General features: G+C 74.1%; 16 protein-coding genes. 4 read left to right on the forward strand and 12 right to left on the reverse strand.

Annotated elements, in window-relative coordinates:
- Nucleotides 1-156 precede the first annotated feature (156 nt).
- Together WJX68_RS03850 and WJX68_RS03855 are read left to right on the forward strand one after the other, a co-directional pair.
- Entirely contained in the window at nucleotides 157-1,557 is a 1,401-nt protein-coding gene (locus WJX68_RS03850) for an FAD-dependent oxidoreductase (protein ID WP_340286166.1), read from the forward strand.
- Nucleotides 1,554-3,020: a dihydroorotase gene (locus WJX68_RS03855; protein ID WP_340286167.1), complete on the forward strand. Its 1,467-nt coding sequence runs from the start codon at nucleotides 1,554-1,556 to the stop codon at nucleotides 3,018-3,020. Before WJX68_RS03850 ends, WJX68_RS03855 begins: the two co-directional genes overlap by 4 nt.
- Before the next feature lie 63 nt (nucleotides 3,021-3,083).
- Here WJX68_RS03855 and WJX68_RS03860 read toward each other — a convergent pair whose 3' ends face one another.
- Together WJX68_RS03860 and WJX68_RS03865 are read right to left on the reverse strand one after the other, a co-directional pair.
- Nucleotides 3,084-3,614 carry a metallophosphoesterase family protein gene (locus WJX68_RS03860; protein ID WP_340286168.1) on the reverse strand — a complete coding sequence of 177 codons (531 nt, stop codon included), beginning with the start codon at nucleotides 3,612-3,614 and terminating at the stop codon, nucleotides 3,084-3,086.
- The gene (locus tag WJX68_RS03865; RefSeq protein ID WP_340286169.1) at nucleotides 3,590-3,967 is read right to left on the reverse strand and encodes an FKBP-type peptidyl-prolyl cis-trans isomerase; all 378 of its coding nucleotides are present in this window, start codon (nucleotides 3,965-3,967) and stop codon (nucleotides 3,590-3,592) included. Before WJX68_RS03865 ends, WJX68_RS03860 begins: the two co-directional genes overlap by 25 nt.
- A gap of 125 nt (nucleotides 3,968-4,092) precedes the next feature.
- Here WJX68_RS03865 and WJX68_RS03870 point away from each other — a divergent pair, with 125 nt between their 5' ends.
- Both WJX68_RS03870 and WJX68_RS03875 read left to right on the forward strand, forming a co-directional pair.
- Nucleotides 4,093-4,731 (forward strand): SMI1/KNR4 family protein, encoded by a 639-nt coding sequence (locus WJX68_RS03870; RefSeq protein ID WP_340286170.1) that lies wholly within the window; start codon nucleotides 4,093-4,095, stop codon nucleotides 4,729-4,731.
- Nucleotides 4,732-4,978: 247 nt separating this feature from the next.
- Entirely contained in the window at nucleotides 4,979-6,001 is a 1,023-nt protein-coding gene (locus WJX68_RS03875) for a sodium:calcium antiporter (protein ID WP_340286171.1), read from the forward strand.
- 108 nt (nucleotides 6,002-6,109) lie between these two features.
- On the opposite strand, the gene pqqE is transcribed toward WJX68_RS03875, so the two are convergent.
- From pqqE to WJX68_RS03925, 10 genes are all read right to left on the reverse strand, one after another.
- Nucleotides 6,110-7,195 carry a pyrroloquinoline quinone biosynthesis protein PqqE gene (pqqE, locus tag WJX68_RS03880; protein ID WP_340286172.1) on the reverse strand — a complete coding sequence of 362 codons (1,086 nt, stop codon included), beginning with the start codon at nucleotides 7,193-7,195 and terminating at the stop codon, nucleotides 6,110-6,112.
- Nucleotides 7,192-7,548, reverse strand: a complete 357-nt coding sequence (gene pqqD / locus WJX68_RS03885; protein ID WP_340286173.1) for a pyrroloquinoline quinone biosynthesis peptide chaperone PqqD — start codon at nucleotides 7,546-7,548, stop codon at nucleotides 7,192-7,194. The genes pqqE and pqqD overlap by 4 nt, the downstream gene beginning before the upstream one ends.
- Entirely contained in the window at nucleotides 7,535-8,221 is a 687-nt protein-coding gene (pqqC, locus tag WJX68_RS03890; RefSeq protein ID WP_340286174.1) for a pyrroloquinoline-quinone synthase PqqC, read from the reverse strand. Before pqqC ends, pqqD begins: the two co-directional genes overlap by 14 nt.
- A complete protein-coding gene (gene pqqB / locus WJX68_RS03895; RefSeq protein ID WP_340286175.1) occupies nucleotides 8,222-9,136 on the reverse strand; it encodes a pyrroloquinoline quinone biosynthesis protein PqqB in 915 nt (304 codons plus the stop codon).
- A gap of 64 nt (nucleotides 9,137-9,200) precedes the next feature.
- A complete protein-coding gene (gene pqqA / locus WJX68_RS03900; RefSeq protein ID WP_060712366.1) occupies nucleotides 9,201-9,293 on the reverse strand; it encodes a pyrroloquinoline quinone precursor peptide PqqA in 93 nt (30 codons plus the stop codon).
- Between the two features lie 49 nt (nucleotides 9,294-9,342).
- Nucleotides 9,343-11,031 (reverse strand): pyrroloquinoline quinone-dependent dehydrogenase, encoded by a 1,689-nt coding sequence (locus tag WJX68_RS03905; protein ID WP_340286176.1) that lies wholly within the window; start codon nucleotides 11,029-11,031, stop codon nucleotides 9,343-9,345.
- A 14-nt stretch (nucleotides 11,032-11,045) separates the two neighbouring features.
- Nucleotides 11,046-11,510, reverse strand: coding sequence for an MSMEG_3727 family PQQ-associated protein (locus WJX68_RS03910; protein ID WP_340286177.1), 465 nt, complete (start codon nucleotides 11,508-11,510; stop codon nucleotides 11,046-11,048).
- Between the two features lie 463 nt (nucleotides 11,511-11,973).
- Entirely contained in the window at nucleotides 11,974-12,741 is a 768-nt protein-coding gene (locus WJX68_RS03915) for a ribonucleotide-diphosphate reductase subunit beta (protein WP_340286178.1), read from the reverse strand.
- Between the two features lie 13 nt (nucleotides 12,742-12,754).
- Nucleotides 12,755-12,964 carry a rubredoxin gene (gene rd / locus WJX68_RS03920; RefSeq protein ID WP_340286179.1) on the reverse strand — a complete coding sequence of 70 codons (210 nt, stop codon included), beginning with the start codon at nucleotides 12,962-12,964 and terminating at the stop codon, nucleotides 12,755-12,757.
- A 308-nt stretch (nucleotides 12,965-13,272) separates the two neighbouring features.
- Nucleotides 13,273-15,378 (reverse strand): prolyl oligopeptidase family serine peptidase, encoded by a 2,106-nt coding sequence (locus tag WJX68_RS03925; RefSeq protein WP_340286180.1) that lies wholly within the window; start codon nucleotides 15,376-15,378, stop codon nucleotides 13,273-13,275.
- Nucleotides 15,379-15,383 lie beyond the last annotated feature (5 nt).

Consider the following 15,383-nt stretch of genomic DNA (forward strand, 5'->3'; position numbering starts at 1 on the left):
CGCCTGACGGAACGAGATTGGGTGTCGACGCTCTCGATTGTCAAGCGATTCACGCGAGCACTTGCATATGTGCACGTCGAATGCTGTCATCGCAGTCCGAAACGACAGATCAATTGTTCCGCTCAGCGGAACGATATGGAGAACGGACGGGCAGGCATGACCGACGTGGACCTCCTCGTCGCCGGTGCGGGCGGCGGCCTGGCCGGCGCGCTCCGCGCCGCGCAGCAGGGTCTCGACGTCCTGGTGGTGGACACCGACCCGAACTTCCGGCGCGGCAACAACACCTCGATGTCGACGGCGATGGTCCCGGGGCCGGGCTCCCGCTTCCAGCGGGCGGCCGGGATCACCGACTCCCCGCAGCGCTTCCTCGACGACGTGGCGCGCAAGACCGGGGGCACCGCCGACGTGCGGATCGCCTCCGCGCTCGCGCACGTCGGCGCCGAGCTCGTCGAGTGGCTGGCCGACCACGTCGGTGTCCCGGTCGAGCTGCCGACCGACTTCGCCTACCCCGGCCACTCGGTCCCGCGGGTGCACAGCCTGCCCGGGCGGCACGGCGCCGCACTGCTGCGCCACCTCGCCGACGCCGCCGAGGACGCCGACCGGGTCGACCTGCTCGTCCCGGCCCGGCTCGTGGAGGTCCGCCCGCGGCCGGGCGGCACGGTGTGCGCGGTCGTCGCGAACCCGGACGGGCAGCACGAGGAGATCACCGCCCGCGCGGTCCTGCTGGCCACCAACGGCTACGGCGCGGACCCCGGGCTGGTCGGCACCCACCTGCCGGAGATCGCCGGGGCGACCTACCACGGCGGCGAGCACTCCCGCGGCGACGCGCTGCGCATCGGCGCCGGGCTCGGGGCCGCCACCGGCTACCTCGACGCCTACCAGGGCCACGCCGCCCTCTCGGCCGCCGCACGGACGCTGGTGACCTGGGCCGCGGTCATGCACGGCGCGGTCGTCGTCGACACCGGGGGCCGCCGCTTCGGCGACGAGACCCGCGGCTACTCCGAGTTCGCCGCCGAGCTGGCGGCCCGCCCCGGCGGGCGCGGCTGGATGGTGCTCGACGAGCGCATCGACGGGCTCTGCCGGTCCTTCCGCGACTACCAGGACGTCCTCGACGCCGGCGCCGTGCGCACCGCGGACTCCGCGGCCGGTCTCGCGCGGGTGCTCGGCGTCCCCGCCGCGGCCCTGGAGGCGGAGCTCGACGCGCTGGCCCGGGTCGCGGGCGGCGCGGGCGGCGCGGGCGTCGACGTCCACGGCCGCTCCGGCGTGGTGGCGCTACGGGCGCCGCTGCGCGCCGTCGAGATCGTCCCGGCGCTGTTCCACACCCAGGGCGGGCTGCTCGTCGACGAGCACGCCCGCGTGCTCGACACCGCCGGGGCGCCCGTCCCCGGCCTGTACGCCGCCGGCGGTGCCGCCGCCGGCATCTCCGGCCACGGGGCCGCCGGCTACCTGGCGGGCAACGGCCTGCTGGCCGCCCTCGGCCTCTCCTACCTCGCCGCCGGGCACCTCGCCCGGCCGGTCCCCGCCGCCCGTCCCCACGCCCCGGAAGGTGCACGATGACCCGACCCGACCTGATCATCCGCGACGTCCGCGTCGTCCGTCCCGGCGGCGGCGAGCCGGTCGCCGCCGACATCGCCGTCACCGGTGGCCTGGTGTCCGAGGTCGGGCCCGGGCTCGCGGCCGGCGAGGGCACCGAGGTGCACGAGGGGCGCGGCCTGCTCGCCTTCCCCGGCGTCGTCGACGCCCACCAGCACTGGGGCATCTACAACCCGCTGTCCGACGACACCACGACCGAGAGCCGGGCGTGCGCGCAGGGCGGCGTCACGACGTCGCTGACCTACATGCGGACCGGGCAGTACTACCTCAACCGCGGCGGCCCCTACTCCGAGGTGTTCCCCGAGATGCTCGCCGCCGCCGAGGGCCGGTCCCACGTGGACTACGCGTTCCACCTGGCCCCGATGCAGTCCTCCCACATCGACGAGATCCCGGCGCTGGTCCGCGACCACGGCGTCACCTCGTTCAAGATCTTCATGTTCTACGGGAGCCACGGCCTGCACGGGCGCTCCACCGACCAGAGCGACTTCCTGATGATCCCCGAGGGGGAGCGCTACGACATCGCGCACTTCGAGTTCGTGATGCGCGGCATCCAGGCCGCGCGCGAGGCGAACCCGGAGATCGCCGACCAGATCTCGCTGTCGCTGCACTGCGAGACCGCCGAGATCATGACGGCCTACACCCGGCTGGTCGAGGAGGCGGGCGAGCTGTCCGGGCTGGAGGCCTACAGCGCGTCGCGCCCGCCGCACTCCGAGGGCCTGGCGGTGACCATCGCGTCCTACCTCGCGCACGAGACCGGGCTGCCCACGATCAACCTGCTGCACCTGTCCTCGGCCAAGGCGATGGAGGCGGCGATGCTGATGGCCCGCGCCTTCCCGCACGTCGACTTCCGGCGCGAGGTCACCATCGGGCACCTGCTCGCCGACGTCACCACCGCCGACGGGATCGGCGGCAAGGTCAACCCGCCGCTGCGGCCCCGCGCCGACGTCGAGAAGCTCTGGGAGCACCTGCTCGCCGGCGACGTCAGCTGGGTCGTGTCCGACCACGCCTGCTGCAAGGAGGAGAAGAAGTTCGGCGAGGACCGCGACGACGTGTTCGCCGCGAAGTCCGGCTTCGGCGGCACGGAGTACCTGCTGCCCGGCCTCGTCGGGGAGGGCCGCAGGCGCGGCCTGTCGATGTCGCGGGTCGCGGAGCTGGTGTCCACCAACCCGGCCCGGCGCCTCGGGCTGCCCACCAAGGGCGACATCGCCCCCGGGTTCGACGCCGACATCGCGCTGGTCGACCCCGGCCGGTCCTTCGTGGTCGACCCGTCGGCATCGGAGTCCACCCAGGAGTACACGCCGTTCCGCGGGATGGAGATCGGCGCGACCGTCGAGACCACGTTCCTGCGGGGACACCGCATCTTCGACGGCGGCAAGGTCGTCGGCGAGCCGGTCGGGCGCTACCTGCACCGGCCGACCGGCCGCTGACCCGAGGCGCCACCCGCCCGTGGCGGGGCGACGGGGCACGACGGGGCCGGGACGCCCCGCCGGTCAGGGCTCCAGATGGTGCAGCACGACGTCGTCGACGACGCCGTCGTGCAGGGTGAGGGTCATCCACGTGAACGTCGGCATCCGCCGCCGGTCGGTGGGCGAGCCCGGGTTGAGCAGCCGCAGCCCGTCCGCGTGGGAGTCCCACGGGACGTGGGAGTGCCCGAAGACCAGCAGGTCCGCCTCCGGGTGGTCGCGCCGCGCCCGCCGCTCCCGGCCCTGGGTCGCCCCGGTCTCGTGGGTGACGGCGACGCGGACGCCGCCGATCGTGGCGCGGGCGGTCTCCGGCAGGCGGGCACGCAGGTCGGCGCCGTCGTTGTTGCCCCAGCAGGCCAGCAGCCGGGCCGCGCGCCGCTCCAGGCGGTCCAGCAGGTCGGTGCTGCACCAGTCCCCGGCGTGCACGACGACGTCGGCCGCGTCGACCGCGTCCCACACCGGCCCGGGCAGGCCGCCCGGGTGGGCGCCTCCCCGGGCCGGGTGGTGGGTGTCGGAGACCAGGAGCAGGGTGCTCAGCCGACACCCATCAGGTCGCACACGAAGATCAGCGTCTCGTTCGGGGCGATGACGCCGCCCGCGCCGCGGGCGCCGTAGCCCAGGTGCGGCGGGATGACCAGCCGGCGGCGGCCGCCGACCCGCATCCCGGCGACGCCGGTGTCCCAGCCCGAGATGACCTGGCCGGCGCCGAGGCCGAACTGCAGGGGCTGGCCGCGGTCGTAGGAGTTGTCGAACTCGCGCCCGGTGGACTGGGAGACCCCGACGTAGTGCACGGCGACGGTGTCGCCCGGCTTGGCCTCGGGGCCGTCGCCGACGGTGAGGTCCTCGGCCACCAGGTCGGTGGGCAGCGGGCCGTCGACGATCTCGACGGCGGGCTTCTGCGGTGCGGTCACGGGAGACCCTCCTGGGGGACGTGCTCCTCCGGCCGGACGGGGAGGAGGCTCGGATGCGCCACGACCCTGCCAGAGGGTTCCGCGGTCCGCGCCCGGGGCCCGTCTCGCCGTGCGAGGCTGGCGCCGTGAGCGACCCACTCCCGCCCGCGGCCGGTCTCCCCGAGGTCTGGACCGCCTGGCTGCGCATGCTCGACGGGGCCGGGTTCCCGGCCACCGCCAACGTCCGCCCGCCGGCCCCGCCGGAGGCCGTCGCGGCCGCGGAGGCCGTGTTCGGGGCCCCGTTCCCGCCCGCCCTGGCCGCGCTCTACGGGCTCGCCGACGGCCAGTGGAACGACCATCCGCGTGCCCCCGGGCCCCACCCCGAGGTGGCGACGAGCATCTTCCCCGCGACCTACCGCTTCCTGCCGCTCGACGAGGCCGTCGTGCAGTACCGCGGCTGGCTCGACGTCGTCGAGGACTGGGACCACGGCCACGTCACCGTGCGGGAGGGGGACCCGGTGCGGGCCCGCTACTGGGACCCGGGCTGGTGGCCGCTGGCGGTCGACGGCGGCGGCAACGCCCTGGCCGTCGACACGGTGCCGGAGCCGGGCGGCGAGCCCGGGCAGGTCGTGGTCGCCGGGCCGGACGAGGACGAGCGCCGCCGCGTCGCGACGGGGGTGGCCGACTACCTGCGCCGGCTGCTCGCCGGTCCGCCACCCGCCCCCGAGGACACCGGCGACGGCGCGACGGACCACCGGTTCTGGGACGCACCGCACCTGCGCTGACGCGGCCCGTCCGGATCGGACGTCCACATGTCACGGTGCCGGAAGTGATCCGTATCACGAGGGGGCCATGGTGCTCCGGAATGCCGCGGAAATCAACTCTGGTTTTCTGCGTGCCGTGTTTGCGACGATCGGTCGCGACGCGGATCACGAACGGGGGGTCCCGTTCTCGCGTGCCCGCACACCACGATGTCGCCGGCCGGTACGCGCAGTGGAGGTCCCGGTCCGGTGGGGAAGGCCGCGACCGACGATGACGTCGATCCTGATTTTCGCCGCAGGCGCCGCGCTCCTGATCTACAGCGCCGAGAAACTGATCACCTATCTGGTCGGCGCCGCGCGCGGCCTCGCCATATCGGTGTTCCTGCTCGCCGTCATCTTCACCGGAATCGAGTTCGACGACCTCGTGTTCGGCGTCGCGCTCAACCTGGAGGGGCTCGAGGACGTCGCGCTCGGCGTCGTGTTCGGCACGGTGATCTCGATGGTCGGTGTCGTGCTCGCGCTCGCGGCGCTGATCGTGCCGTGCCGGGTCGTGGTGCCCAAGGACTACCTGGTGATCTTCGCGGTGTCCCCGCTGATCCTGGTCGGGCTGGCCTTCGTCGGCGAGATCGGCACCGTGGTGGCGGTGCTGCTGGTGGCGCTGTTCGTCGCGTTCGTGGCCTACGTCGCCGTGCGCGAGCGGACCCGGTCGGTGGCGACGTTCCGCGACTCGGAGGTGCTCGAGCACGCCGGGCGCGGCGGCACGGCCTCGGACGACCTGTCCCGCACCGGGGACATGACGATCACCTCCAAGCGGCACCTGCCCGGCTGGGCGCTGCTCGGGCTGGCCCTGCTCGCGCTGGTGGGGCTCGTGGTGGGCGCCTGGGTGATGACCGAGGGCACCGAGGGGATCCTGGAGGACTACGGCCTCGCGGGCACCGTGTTCGGCGCGACGATCGCGACGCTCGTGCTGACCCTGGAGGACATCTTCCTCACCGTCGAGCCGGCCCGGCGCGGCGCGCCGCTGATCGGCATCGGCAACGTGATCGGGTCGGTCGTGTTCTCGGTGACGGCCAAGCTCGGCATCATCGTGCTCGCCGGCGGGGAGATCGAGGTGACCCCGGACGTGTTCGTCTGGCACCTGCCCGCGCTCGTCGTCCTGGTCGCGTTCTCGACCTGGGCGCTGTGGAGCGGGCGGCTGCGCCGCTGGCACGGCGTCGTGCTGCTCGGCGCCTACGTCGTGTACTGGATCGTCAGCTTCGCGGTGTTCGGGGTGGTGCCCGCCGACGCGGACTGACCGGGGGCGGGACGCCGCCGCGCCGTCCGGGAGCGTGCCGGTGCCCGCGGCACGGTCCACGACGGAGGCGTCCGTGCCCGGTCCGCCGTCGTGTCCGGGTGCGGCGCGTCAGCGGTGCGGGCGGGGGACGAGCTCGACGTCCACCGGCTCCGGCCCGTTCGCCCGGGCGACCGCGTCGGTCACCAGGTCGTGGTGCGGGGAGAGGTGGCAGACCGGGTCGGTGGCCGCGGCGTCGCCGGTGAGCTGGAACGCCTGGCAGCGGCAGCCGCCGAGGTCCACCTCGCGCCGGTCGCAGGTGCGGCACGGCTCCTGCATCCAGCCCTCGCCGCGGTAGGCGGTGAACAGCGGGGCCGAGGTCCAGATCTCGGCCAGGCCGGTGTCGCGCACCGAGGCCCGCGGCAGCGGCAGGGTCTGCGCGGCCGGGCAGGGGAGTGCGTCGCCGTCCGGTGCGACGGTCAGCTGCCGCTGCGCCCACCCGCCCATGCACGGCTTCGGGTACGCCGAGTAGTAGTCCGGCAGCACGTGCACGACCTCCATCCGGCCCGCGAGCCGGGCCCGGGCCGCGGTGACGACCTCCTCGGCCCGGTCGAGCTGCTCGCGTGTCGGCAGCAGCGCCGTGCGGTTGCGCCACGCCCAGCCGTAGTACTGGGTGTTGGCGAGCTCCACCCGGTCCGCGCCGAGCCGCTCGACCAGGTCGACGATCGCGCCGATCCGGTCGATGTTCTGCCGGTGCAGCACCACGTTCACCGTCAGCGGCCAGCCCAGCTCGCGCACCAGCCGGCACGCCTCGAGCTTCCGGTCGAACGAGCGGATCCCGGCGATGCGGTCGGAGGTGGCGGGCTCGTCGGCCTGCACGCTGACCTGCACGTGGTCCAGGCCCGCCGCGCGCAGCGCCTCCGCGCGCGGGCGGGACAGGCCCATCGCGCTGGTGACCAGGTTGGTGTACATGCCCAGGCCGGACGCGGTGCGGACCAGCTCGGGCAGGTCGCGGCGCAGCAGCGGCTCACCGCCGGACAGGTGGCACTGCAGCACGCCCATCGCGGCGGCCTCGGTGAACACGCGCTGCCACTCGGCGGTGCTCAGCTCGTCGTCGTAGCGGGCGAGCTCGATCGGGTTCGAGCAGTACGCGCACGCCAGCGGGCACCGGTAGGTGAGCTCGGCGAGCAGCCCGAACGGGCGCGGGGCGGCGGTCATCCGAGGGCCACCAGGTTGCGGGCCGCGAGCCGGCCCAGGTAGTCGCGGACCTGGTCGCCCACGGTGAGCGCGTCGGCCTCGTCGAAGTCGGCGACCAGCGCGGCGACGACCTCGTCGACGGTGCGCTGCCCGTCGCACAGCCGCAGCACCGCGTGCCCGGTCCGGTTCAGCACGACGACGGTCTCCGGCCCGAGCAGCACCCATCCGCCGGTCGGGCGGTCCGGCCGCATCCGCACGTGCCGGCCCAGCCGGGGCCGGGACTCCCCGGTGACGACGGGCAGCCGGCCCGCGCCGTCGCCGCGGCGCTGCGGGGGGACCTTCGCGGCTCCGGCCGCGGTGTCACGCGTAGGCATGGTCGATCGCATCCATGACCGCCCAGAGGACGTCGCACTTGAACGACAGCGCGGCCTCCGCGGCGTCCTGCTCCTGCGGGGTGCGGCAGTGCGCCAGGACGACCTCGAGCGCGTGCTCGGAGTCGCGGGGCGCCTGGAACAGCCGGTTGCGGAAGTACTGCAGCCCGGCCGGGTCGATCCAGGTGTAGTACTTCTCGAACGCGGCCAGCCGCTCGGCCATCAGGTCGGGCGCGAACAGCTCGGTCAGCGACGAGGCGACCGCCTCGACCCACGGCTTCGTCCGGGCGAAGGTGACGTAGGCGTCGACGGCGAAGCGCACGCCGGGCTGCACGTGACGGTGGTCGGTGATCTCCCCGCGGGTGAGCCCGCAGGCCTCGCCGAGCCGCAGCCAGGCCTCGATGCCGCCGCTGTCCGGGCCGTCCTCGGCCGTCCCGTCGTGGTCGGTGATCCGCCGGATCCAGCGCCGCCGGACCGCGACGTCGGGGCAGCGGGACAGGATCGCGGCGTCCTTGACCGGGATCGCCTCCTGGTAGGCGAAGCGGTTCGCGACCCAGCCGCGGATCTGGTCGGGGGTCAGGGTGCCGTCGTTCATGCGGACGTGGAACGGGTGCGCGCTGTGGTACTGCGCGGCGTGCGCGCGCAGCCGTTCGGCGAGTGCGTCGGACGTGGTCACTCAGACCTCCAGTTCCAGACCGTCGTACCCGACGAGGGCGCCGGCCTTCTCCACCTCGGCGCGTTCGTCGGAGTCGTCCAGCAGCATCGGGTTGGTGTTGTTGACGTGCACGTACACCGTGCGGCCCACGCGCAGCCCGCTCAGCCGCTCCAGACTCCCACCGGGGCCGCCGACGTGCAGGTGTCCCATGTCGTGCGCGGTCCTGGCCGCCAGCCCGAGCCGGACCATCTCGTCGTCGTGCCAGGTCGTGCCGTCGACGAGCAGCAGGTCGGCCCCGTCGATCTCGGCGAGCACCGCGGGGGTCAGCTCCTGCACGCCCGGGAGATGGACGGCGAACCGTCCGGTCGCGGGGTCGGTGAACCGGTACCCCACGACGCGGCCGGTGCCGTCGGTGCCGGTGCCCGGTCCGGCCGGCGGGGGCGCGAACCGGTCGTGCTTGGCGGTGGGGGCGTCGAACGCCCGGTAGACGAGCCCGCCGAGGTCGCGCTCCGCTCCCGGGACCACCTCGGTCCAGGTCACCGGGCAGAAGCGCTCCAGGGTGGTGAGCAGCCCCGTCCCGGTGCGCAGGGTCCGCTCCGTCGCGGCGGTGGCGTGCACGTGCACACCGCGGCCCTCGCGCAGCAGGACCAGGCCCAGGGTGTGGTCGATCTCGGCGTCGGTCAGCAGGACGCCCCGCAACGGTGTGGTCCGGTCGCCGGTCGGGTGCAGGGCGGGGGTGTCGGCGAGCTGGGTGCGGACGTCGGGGGAGGCGTTGACCAGCCACCAGCGCTCCCCGTCGGGACTGACCGCGATCGAGGACTGGGTGCGCGGGGTCGTCGGCCGCGTCCCGTCGCGGACCGCCCGGCAGCCCGGACAGCCGCAGTTCCACTGCGGGAACCCGCCGCCCGCGGCGGCCCCCAGCACCCGGATCCTCATCGCACCCCTCCCGTGTCGACGGCCGGGGGCGCGCGGTTCGCGCACCCCCGGCCGTCGGGTCGTCTCACGCCTCGGTACGGGCGATGTACATCGTCACCTCGGGCGCGCAGCCGATCTCCTCGAACTCCGGCGCCTCCCACTCGGTGGTCGACTCCATGTCGCGGTCACCTCCTTCCGGATGTCGTCCGTCGCGGTGTGCGGCCGTCCTACTGCTCGGGCAGCGCGAAGCAGAACAGCGCGTCGCCCGCGGCCGCCCCCAGCAGGCCGGGCAGGAACCCCTCGACCCAGCCGCCCCACCCGGTCGGCACGGCGATGTACTGGCGGCCGTCCACCTCGAACGTGGACGGGCTGGAGTGGTGCCCGCTGCCGCACTGGAAGGACCAGAGCTTCTCGCCGGTCGCGGCGTCGAGCGCGACGAACTCGCCGGTCGGCGTGCCCTGGAACACCAGCCCGCCCGCGGTCGTCAGCGTCGAGGCGCACATCGGGTACTCGTTGTCCCAGCGCCACTTCTCCTCGCCGGTCAGCGGGTCGATCGCGGCGACGAAGCCGTAGAAGTCCTCGATGTCGACGGCGACGCCGGCGCCCCAGTAGGGGATCGACTCCTTGAACTCGCGACGGCGGCGCGTCGCGGTCGCCCCGACCTCCTGGACGGGCACGTACATCAACCCGGTCTGCGGGTTGTAGGACATGTGCGTCCATTCCTTGCCGCCGGCCGGGCCCGGCCAGAAGTGCACCGGGACGCCCTCCTCGTCCGGGTAGATCTTCGGCGTCACCTTGCCCTCGGGCGTGATCTCGCCCCAGGTGATCCGGTCGACGAACGGGAAGACCCGCACGAGCTCGCCGTCGGTGCGGTCGAGCACGAAGAAGTAGCCGTTCTTGTCCGCGTGGGCGAGCAGCTTGCGCCCGTCCGGGGCGTCGAACAGCACGTTCTCCATCGTGGAGTCGTAGTCCCACAGGTCGTGCGGGGTGAACTGGTAGTGCCAGCGGATCTGGCCGGTGTTGACGTCGACGGCGACCGTCGAGTCGGTGTAGAGGTTGTCGCCGGGCCGGACGCCGCCGTCGAAGTCCGGGGCCGGGTTGCCGGTGCCCTGGTAGAGCAGCTCCAGCTCCGGGTCGTAGGTGGGCGTCACCCAGCAGTTCGCGCCCCCGCGCTGCCAGGCCTCGCCGTCGTCGGGCCAGGTCTCCGAGCCGGGCTCGCCCGGCTTCGGCACGGTGTAGCAGCGCCAGCGCCGCTCGCCGGTGTGCGCGTCGAAGGCGTCGAGGTGGCCGCGGACGCCGAACTCGCCGCCCGCGCTGCCGACGATCACCATGTCCTTGACGATCAGCGGGGCGACCGAGCCGCTCTCACCGGCGCGGACGTCACCGTTGACGGTGTCCCAGACCTTCTCCCCGGTGCGGGCGTCGAGCGCGATGATGTGCGCGTTGAGCGTGTACATGTAGACCTTGCCGTGCCCGACGGCGACGCCGCGGTTGACGTTGCCGCAGCACAGCGACACGTCGTAGGGCGAGGCGTGCTTGTAGCGCCAGAGCTCCTCGCCGGTCCGCGCGTCGATCGCCCAGGCGCGCCCGTCGGGCCCGGAGACGTACATGACGCCCTCGACGACGATCGGGGACGCCTCGAACGAGTAGGTCGAGGCGCCGGACTGCATGCCCACCGCGCCGGCCTGGAACACCCACGCCGGAGCCAGCCGGCGCACCGTCTCCTTGTCGATCTGGTCGAGCTCGCTGTAGCGCTGGCCGTCGTAGGTGCCGTAGTAGGTGAGCCAGTTCTGCGGTTCGGAGCGGGCGCCCTTGATCCGGTCGTGGTCCACGTTGCCGGTGGCGGGGGCCTCGCCCCTGACGTTGCTGAGCTGTACGTGCGGGATCGCTTCGCCCGCGTCGACGTAGTCGGTCATCTCGGGCTCCTCTCCTAGGGCCGCGGCTGCGGGGGACGGTCGAGCTTGGCGTGGTCCGGCACCTCGCCGCCGATGACGATCGAGCCGGTGAGACCGCGGCCCTCGTCGTTGCCGCTGGCGGAGCCGTAGTAGTAGGTGCCCGGGCCGTCGAGGTTGATCTTCGCGGTGCCCTTGGAGTGGTTCACCAGCCAGATGAACTTGGGGTCGCCGTTGCTCGGCAGGACCGCGCAGTGGGTGTTCTTGTCGTCGTTGATGAGCGTGAGCTCGATGTCCCCGCCGTGCGGGAGGATGAGGATCCCGGGCTCGTAGCAGATCTCGTCCTCGGGGATCCGGATCGTCGCGCGCAGCACGCCGTCGGACCCCTCCTCGGCGTACCCGATGGTCCCGCTGCCGAGCAGTCGGCCCAGGGCGGCCCGGTTCTGCCCGTCGAGACCTGCGGCGGCCAGTTCCGCCGCGCGATCGTCTTCGGTGGTCGTCATTGACTCTTTCCTCCCGAGCGCAATTCGTCGGTGGGTGCGTGATCACTTTCACACCGGACCCCGCTAACCGTCAACCCCGGGGGCTCCCCGAATTCGTCGCAGGAAGATCGTTCCGGCCTGCGGACGATCTTCTCGCAGGTCAGGTGGATCAATCGTACGCCATGAATGGCTTCCGAATTAGTTCCATAATTGTGTCGAGGTGGCGCCGAGAGCAATTCTGCGGAGGTGTCCAAAATTGTGGTGGGGCGCCCCGAACAACTGTGTGACGATCATGGTCGGGTGGCCGTGCGCCCGGCCGCCCGCACCCGTCCTGACGTGCGGCGGGGACGGCGCGGGCGGTCCCCGGGGCACGTGCCGCCCGGCCCCGCCGGACCGCCTCCGCGCGATTCCCGCAGCTCACGACGGAGGCGGCCGGAGAATGCAACAGGTGTTTCCCCGAAAGGTCACCCGTTGCGGGAGGGTGTCACCAGAACTTGATGCCCGCCGCCTTCAGGCGGCGCCGGTGCTGCTTGACGGCCAAGGCGATCGCGTCGTCGGTGATCAGCCGGCCCCAGACCTTCGACGCGGTCTCGCCCTGCTCCAGCAGCGCGTCGGCCTCCTCGCCGCCCAGCTCCGCGCTCTGCACCACCCGCGAGCCGAACCCGATGTGCCAGCGCTCGTCGCGCAGCACCAGCTCGGTGCCGCGGCGCAGGCCCGGCAGCGGCGACGAGAGCCCCTCCAGGGCGTGCAGCATCGCGTGCTGCCCGGCCAGCAGGACCACGCCCTCGATCACCATGTGGTAGAGCCCGACCGCGCCGGTGAGCCCGCTGTGGTCCTCGGCCAGGCGCCGCGCGGTCGCCGGCAGACGGTGCTCGAACAGGTCGACGAGCTCGGCGCTGACGTCGCGGCGCAGCACGTCCTGGCGGGCGGCGGGGGAGTCCCCGGGCACCTGCAGGACCACCTCGGCGACCAGGTCGAAGAAGCGGGCGTGCCGGGCCTCGTCGCGGGCCTGTGCCCGGAACGCGGCCTGCATCGTGTCGTCGGCGGCCGCGGACTGGTAGGAGCCCAGCTGCCCGGCGACCGAGGCCTCGGCGATGCAGAACCCGGCGACCAGCCCGCGGACCGTCGCCGCCTCGTCGTCGCCGAGGCGGGGCCAGGCCTCCCGGTCGGGGCCGAGGTCCAGCTCGGTCTCGTCCCACTGCAGCGACTCGGCCAGCTGCACGAAGTGGTCGTACCCGGCGATCATGACCATGGTCTGCGCGTCCTCACCCCGGGAACTCCTCTCCCGGCTCCAGCTGGCGGAAGTCCGACTTCATGGCGCCGCAGATCGGACACATCCAGTCGTCGGGGATGTCCTCGAACGGGGTGCCCGGCTCGATGCCGCTGTCCGGGTCGCCCTCGTCCGGGTCGTAGACGAAGCCGCAGGGCTCGCAGATCCAGCGGGCGAGCTCCGCCCCGGCGGTCGCGGTGCTCACCCGGCCGCCGTCCGGCCGGGCGGCGGTCCGGCGTGTCCGAGCGTCGTCATCCGGCTCCCCACGGCGTCGTCGCCACGTGCCCCGCCGGCGCGCCGTGGCCCGGCGGACTCGTCCCAGGAGGCCACAGTGTGAGCGGGGTCGCAAGGGCGGACGGCGTCGCCACGACGGCCGTCGGGGCCCGCGCCCGGTGCTCCCCGGGCCGGGCCCCGTGCCGCGTCCGGCGCTCTCACCTGCGACGACGCCGGCGGTCGTGATCAGCCGCCGGCGCCGCCGGAGATCACCGGAATCCGGTGAAACACGTGTTCGGCTCAGGCGCCGAGCGCGTCGCGCAGGAACCCGACCTGCAGCAGCAGGAGGTTCTCGGCGACGACCTCCTGCGGGGTCATGTGGGTGACCCCCGACAGCGGCAGCACCTGGTGCGCCCGGCCCGCGGCGAGCAGCGCCGAGGACAGCCGCAGCGTGTGCGCGGCGACGACGTTGTCATCGGCCAGGCCGTGGATCACCATCAGCGGCCGGTGCGGACGCTGCGGGGTCGGCGGGGTCGCGGCGTCGTCCAGGATCGACGAGCGGGTGTACGGCTCCCCGCCGGGCAGACCGAGGTAGCGCTCGGTGTAGTGGGTGTCGTAGAGGGCCCAGTCGGTGACCGGCGCCCCGGCGACGCCGGCGTGGAACACGTCCGGGCGGCGCAGCACCGCCAGCGCGGCGAGGTACCCGCCGAACGACCAGCCGCGGATCCCGACCCGGCCCAGGTCCAGGTCGGGGTGAGCCCGGGCGGCCGCGTGCAGCGCCGCGACCTGGTCCTCCAGCACCGGCCCGGCGAGGTCCCCGTGGATCGCGTGTTCGAACTCCGGGCCGCGCCCGGGGGAGCCCCGGCCGTCGGTGACGACCACCGCGAACCCCTGCTCGGCGAACCACCGGCTGGTCAGGTGGGCGTTGCGCGCCTGCAGCACGCGCTGCGAATGCGGCCCGCCGTAGGGGTCGAGCAGCACCGGCAGCGGTGTCCCCGGCACGTGCGACGACGGCAGGAACACCGCCGTGCGCAGCTCCCGCTCACCGAAGGAGTGCAGCAGCGGCGCCGGGTCGAGGCCGGGGTCGGCGGCGTGCCCGGCGACCGGGTGCTCGGCCCCGCCCGCGGTGACGACGACGGCGTGCGGAGCCGTCGTCAGGTCCTGCGACATCCGCACCGTGGTGCCCCCGGCGGCCACCGCGGAGTGCACGCCGGCCGGCGGCGAGAGCGGGACCGGCTCCGCGCCGGGCGCGACCGAGAAGACCGCCACCGAGGTCGGCTCGGGGGAGGCGCGGAAGAGGACCGTCTCGCCGTCGACGCCCAGGACCTCGCGGACCTGCAGCTCCGGGCCGGTCACCGCGGCACCGCCGACGACGAGCCGGCGCGCCCCGCCGGCGTCCTCGGTGTGCACCAGGGAGCCCGACGCGGTGCGCGCAGGAGTCCCGGGCACGTTCTCCACCCACACCGGGTCGGTCAGGCGGTGCAGCTCCGTGGTCGTGCCGGTGGCCGGGTCGACGGCCAGCACCAGCACCTCGCGCTGGTCGCGGGGCTGCACCGACAGCAGCGGGCCGTGTGCGTCCCAGCCCGCGGTGGCCAGGTACTCGTGGGCGCCGGAGTCCCATCCGACGGGGGTGCGGGCGCCGTCGACGGTGACGATCTCCAGCGCGACGCGGGCGTTCGGGGTGCCCGCGGCGGGGTAGCGGACCTCGGCCGGGACGCGCCCGGGGTGGGCCGGGTCGGCGATGTGCCAGCGCGCGACCGGGGACTCGTCGACCCGCGCGACGAGCAGGGACCCGCCGTCGGGCGACCACCAGAACCCGCGGGTGCGGCCCATCTCCTCGGCGGCGGCGAAGTCGGGCAGCCCCCCGGAGACGTCCCCGCCGTCGGGGGCCAGCAGCACCGTCGTCGTGCCGGAGGCGAGGTCGTGCAGGTGCAGCGCCCGGTCGGCGACGAACGCGACCCGGCTGCCGGTCGGGTCGATCCGCGGGTCGACCACGGCGCCGTCGCCGGTCCCGGCGCCGACGTCGAGCGGCCGCACGTCGGGCTCCCCGGTCAGCGCCACGGTGAACGGACGCCCGGACAGCGCGAACACCGCGCGGGTGAGCGCGGCGTCGGTGGTGTAGCCGACGACGCCGCCCGCCTGCTCGCGCACCCGCTCGCGGCGCGCCCGCTCCGCGGCCGGCAGGTCCTCCTCACCGGGCAGCCCCGGCACCGCCGCCGGGTCGACGACCAGGCGTTCCGCGCCGGTCGCGGTGTCGACCGACCACAGGCAGGTCACCGGGTCGCTCCCGGACCGGCTGCGCAGGAACACGGCCCGGGTGCCGTCGGGGGAGACGGTGAACCCGCGCGGGACCCCGAGGGTGAACCGGCGGGTGCGGGCGTGCAGGCGGGGGAAGGAGTCGGTCACGCGCC

The organism is Pseudonocardia spirodelae, from assembly GCF_037727765.1.
GTDB lineage: Bacteria > Actinomycetota > Actinomycetes > Mycobacteriales > Pseudonocardiaceae > Pseudonocardia > Pseudonocardia spirodelae.